The following is a 2948-nucleotide window of genomic DNA, read 5'->3' as shown; positions in this document are numbered from 1 at the left end:
AGAGTGTGTTCTGCATGCAGCTACGAGCGAAGTGAAGTAGAGTTTAGATATAATACTAAAACTACGCAGGAAGACCTATATCAGAAACTGTTGAGATTGATAAGAGAGAATCCGCTTAACTTATCTTGAGCCTTTTTAAATTTAATAATTCGCAATAAAATAAATTTTGGCTATTTTGTTTTTAAAGGCTAATTTGTAAATTATCTAAAATTTTACTTTTTATCGTCGGCAAATACGCTTAAATAATACAAGTTTTAATATATTGCTGTTTTAGTCTCGGCGAGCTTTTAAGGCTTTGATATCAAAACATCAAATTCAAATTTTACGCCGACTCGCCGCGACTTAAAACTACGCCAAATTTATACGATACCTAAAACCGTACTTAACATCGACGGATTTTTATTTTGCAAAGATTGCTGTTTTTCTAGCAAGGAGTTGCTTTGCAAACTAGCTCGAAGCTCTTTTTCGTATTTAGTCAAAAGATCGTCCAGTACGGTTTCAAGCTCATCTCTTAGGCTTTTTTTCATATCGGTATTTAGCCCTAAAGCCTCCATCAGCTCCTCTTTTTTGATGCTTAGCTTTTCCTGGATTTTTTGCTCGTTCATCTGCGATAAAAATCCTGCTGCGCCAAGCTCCGTAAGAGTCTTTTTAAAACCTTCCACATCAGGCTCTTTGGCGGTTTTTATCGGCTCAACGGCTTTTTTGAGCTCTTTTTCAAAGTCGGCGCCTTTTACCGCCTTTGCAGTCTTTTCTATGGCTTTTTGCGCAAGCTCGGCCAAAATCTTTTGGATAAATTTTTGCTCTTCGATCGTCATTTCGCATCCTTTATAAAAGATATGCTATCGCAAGCAAATTTTATTCCTTAGCTTTGTCTACTATAAATTTAGCAAATTTTTCACTATCGTTTGGGCAGGCTACAACATCGTAAAAATCAAATTTTAGCTCGTCTGCGATATGGCGAAATTCCTTTGATAGCTCAAAAACGGTTTCGGAGTTATCAATACAAAACGAGATCGGATAAATGAGCGCTTTTTTATCTTTTATCTCGGTTAGCGCTTGATTTAGTGAGGGTTCGAGCCACTTTACGGGGCCTAGCTTTGACTGGTATGCGAGCAAAATTTGCTTAAATTTGACTCCTCGCTTCTCCAAAATTTCGGTTAAAATTTGAACGTGACGCTTGACGTGCTCCTCGTAGATATCGCCCGCATCGATCATCTTTTGCGGCAAAGAGTGCGCCGAAAATACCAGCGTTATCTCGCCTGAGTTTAGATTACTTGCAGCTTTTTCGATGTCATCTGCGACAACCTCGTTATATCTCTCATCCTCAAAAAACGGCTCGATGATTTTTACTTTCGCCTTTAAATTTAGCTCGGCTTGCGCCTTTTCAAAGTCGCTTATGCTAGATGTTACGGTCGTAAACGAGTGGTGCGGGTAGAGAGGAAAAACAACGATCTCCGAAGCGTCCATAAACTCAGCTAAAACATCCTTCGCAAAAGGCGGCGTGTAGTTCATCGCAAAAGCTACCGCCGTATCATCGTCTAAAAAATGCGAAATTTTACCGCAAAGCCTAGCCGTAAGCTCGCAGATGGGCGACTTGCCGCCGATTTGACGGTAGTTGTTTTGCGCGGTTTTTAGACGGGATTTTGTTATCGCAAATGCGACGAATTTACGCAAGAGCTGGCTTTTTATCCCCAAAATACAGGGGTCGTTAAACATATTTTTTAAAAAAACTTCAACCTCGCTAAGGTCGTTTGGCCCACCCATGTTTAGTAGTAAAATTAGTCTCATTCGCAAATCTCCTGAGCCTTTAGCGCGTCTTCAAGCGTGCTTAGATCGCTTTTTGCGCCGCAACAAGCCTGGTAAAACTCTGCAAACAATGCTTTAGCCGGCGAAACGTCGCCGTAAACTTTCAAATTTTGCTGCCCCTCAAGCGTATATTTGTTTAACTTTAGACCCGACATATCGCCAAAATACACGCCTCCGCTCGCAGCAAATTCGATCGTAAATCGCTCGGCTTTAAAACGCTTTGAGTTGTGAATGCTGGCTAAGGTTTGATTTTTAAATTTAAGCTGAAAAAGCGCATCGGTTTCGCTTCTTTTATCTTCATTTTGGATAGAGATTTTGTTACCAAACACCACTTCGCTACCCGTTACAAACCTTGCTAAATCGACGTTTTGTAAAATTTCCAGCTGTAAATTTACGCCTTTGTTAAAACCGCGCGAGATATTTAGCGAGAAAATTTCCCTTTCTTTAGCGAGCTCCTTTTTTATAGAGGCGATCACGGGATTAAACCTATCCGTAAAAGCCACGTAAGCGCCTATATTTTGGGATTTAAAGCAGTATTTTAGTTCCCTTATCTCGCCTGATTTGCAAAGCCAAGGATCAAGCATAATAAATTTTATAAAATTTAGGCATTTTGGTATCAAATTTAGATATTTGTGCGTGTCGGTTACGATAAGAGCGTCGATGCGCACGGAGTCCAAAAGGTCGTTTATATTATCGTAAAAAGGAATCCGTCCGCAAATTTCGCTATTTTGCACGCCGTCAAAAATCGCCACCAGCTCGAAGTGTTCGGAGCGGCGAAGCTCGTTATAGTAGTGCTTCGCGTCGTTTCCAAATCCTATTATCGCAACTCGTTTTTTCATAATCTTTTTTCCAAAATTTAATGTTTTTAGACAATTATAGTAAAAAATAGTAATTAAACGGATAATGCGAGCGATTTTTAAATTTTACCGACGCCTTTTTATAGCGGGCCTCAAACAAGTTTTATTAAATTTATGCTAAAATCAGCCCTATTTTAAAACTTTAATCAGGAATAAAACGATGGATATTAGAGAGGCTTATTTAAATTTTTTCGCAAGCAAAGGTCATGAGATCATCCCGTCTGCACCGCTAGTGCCAAACGACGCTACGCTACTTTTTACAAACGCCGGCATGGTGCCGTTTAA

Annotated in this window: 4 protein-coding genes; 1 reads left to right on the top strand and 3 read right to left on the bottom strand. The window is 39.8% G+C overall.

All coding sequences use genetic code 11. The features are described from left to right. Positions 1-359: 359 nt before the first annotated feature. The 3 genes from Q0314_RS03985 to Q0314_RS03975 are packed head-to-tail and all read right to left on the bottom strand — an operon-like array spanning position 360 to position 2645. Positions 360-815, bottom strand: coding sequence for a response regulator (locus Q0314_RS03985; protein ID WP_298056754.1), 456 nt, complete (start codon positions 813-815; stop codon positions 360-362). Between the two features lie 40 nt (positions 816-855). Beyond that, positions 856-1788, bottom strand: coding sequence for a ferrochelatase (gene hemH / locus Q0314_RS03980; protein WP_298056751.1), 933 nt, complete (start codon positions 1786-1788; stop codon positions 856-858). Then, positions 1785-2645 (bottom strand): Gfo/Idh/MocA family oxidoreductase, encoded by an 861-nt coding sequence (locus Q0314_RS03975; RefSeq protein ID WP_298056740.1) that lies wholly within the window; start codon positions 2643-2645, stop codon positions 1785-1787. The genes hemH and Q0314_RS03975 overlap by 4 nt, the downstream gene beginning before the upstream one ends. A 178-nt stretch (positions 2646-2823) precedes the next feature. On the opposite strand from Q0314_RS03975, the gene Q0314_RS03970 reads away from it, so the two are divergent. Then, positions 2824-2948 (top strand): alanine--tRNA ligase-related protein (locus Q0314_RS03970; protein WP_298056757.1); only part of this gene is annotated, 125 nt, incomplete at its 3' end.

Source organism: uncultured Campylobacter sp., from assembly GCF_938040115.1.
GTDB lineage: Bacteria > Campylobacterota > Campylobacteria > Campylobacterales > Campylobacteraceae > Campylobacter_A.
This window is presented reverse-complemented; position numbering and strand designations above follow the sequence as displayed.

What these genes read in the sequence shown, in the direction of transcription:
- hemH (WP_298056751.1), bottom strand. Translation starts at nt 1,788, where the DNA reads ATGAGACTAATTTTACTACTAAACATGGGTGGGCCAAACGACCTTAGC.
- Q0314_RS03975 (WP_298056740.1), bottom strand. Translation starts at nt 2,645, where the DNA reads ATGAAAAAACGAGTTGCGATAATAGGATTTGGAAACGACGCGAAGCAC.
- Q0314_RS03985 (WP_298056754.1), bottom strand. Translation starts at nt 815, where the DNA reads ATGACGATCGAAGAGCAAAAATTTATCCAAAAGATTTTGGCCGAGCTT.